The following is a 1,229-nucleotide window of genomic DNA, read 5'->3' on the forward strand; positions in this document are numbered from 1 at the left end:
AGCATACGAGCAACCCAGTCATTGTACAAGAATGTTTTTTCAATATCTTCTGGATCTGCTGTCGTATGTCCTTCTTTGACCCAACACCAGACTTTGCTTATTTTCTATTTGAACCCTTTTTTATTGTTTTTATACTTGAAAAAATGGTATTAGTTGATCCTCCTCACTAATACCGTTTCAATAACTTCATATTCTTATAGCTGAAATTACTGTACACTTAATAAACATCCAAAAGACTAGAAAAGTCCTTTGAATGTTTGTACAATAAATACAGCTGGCTTTTTGTTAGCTATTGGCAACTTGATTAGTGAGTTACAGCTTACTAGTCAAGGCTCCATCTTCTCGATTCCTTTCGAGTAGTAGAGTAGCTTTTTTATTTTTAGAATGGTTTTTCATTTACAATTTCACATTTAATGCTTTTACTTGCAATGATTATTGGAGCTTTTTCAAAATCTTCAGCATTAATTTTAAAAATATAGTTTCCTTGTTCAACCTGATACTTATCATCAACTATCTGCTTTTCATCACCATCTACAACTTCTATAAATGGTTTAGAGTCATCTAGATGCCATGACAAAAGACTAGAAATATAAAATGGTTCACCGAATTCTATGTTGATAGCAAATTCATCGTATGATGTATCAATTCTACCAGCTACAACAATATCTCCGCCATCCATTCTTGCAAATTCAAAATCCATCCATAAACATTTCTTTAAATAATTATTGATTGCTAGTATTTGTGTGTTAATTTCGTCTGTATTCATATTTTTTCCCTCTTTCTCTATTTGCCAACAGGTATATGAGTATCTTTAGCAGCTTTATGATTGAAATTGGGATTAGGATTACCACCCTTATGGAACTCTTTTAACTTACTCTCAGGCCACCAATTTCCATCAACATCCATATATTCCATTCCGCTTCCTTGTTTCCCTGCAACAGGTGTTGCTTTTCTTGATACTCTATATATTGACTCTGCATCAGTATGTGCACTATTTCCTGGATGAATCCTTACTTCATAATTAAAACTATCTTGTGTCCATTTTTGTTTCAGATTTTTAGGAACTTTATCTAATCCTTGTTGTTTTAGTGCTTCATCCAAGTAGTTTTTAGGTAATTTAGGAACATTACCTCCACTAGCTTTCCCAGGAGCCTTCACCTTAGATGGCTTGCCTTTCACGCTCTGAATCTTCTTGCCTGGCACAGTTATTGTTTTATTCGATTTCCCAA

1 protein-coding gene and 1 pseudogene are annotated in these 1,229 nt (G+C 33.7%); both read right to left on the reverse strand.

The genetic code is table 11. From position 1 onward, the window contains the following. Positions 1–379 precede the first annotated feature (379 nt). The gene (locus tag BCR24_RS11525; protein WP_069640674.1) at positions 380–766 is read right to left on the reverse strand and encodes a hypothetical protein; all 387 of its coding nucleotides are present in this window, start codon (positions 764–766) and stop codon (positions 380–382) included. A 17-nt stretch (positions 767–783) separates the two neighbouring features. Next, positions 784–1,229, reverse strand: a pseudogene (locus tag BCR24_RS16765) (hypothetical protein); the annotation flags it as partial.

This window comes from Enterococcus ureilyticus (assembly GCF_001730315.1).
In the GTDB taxonomy this organism is placed as follows: domain Bacteria; phylum Bacillota; class Bacilli; order Lactobacillales; family Enterococcaceae; genus Enterococcus_L; species Enterococcus_L ureilyticus.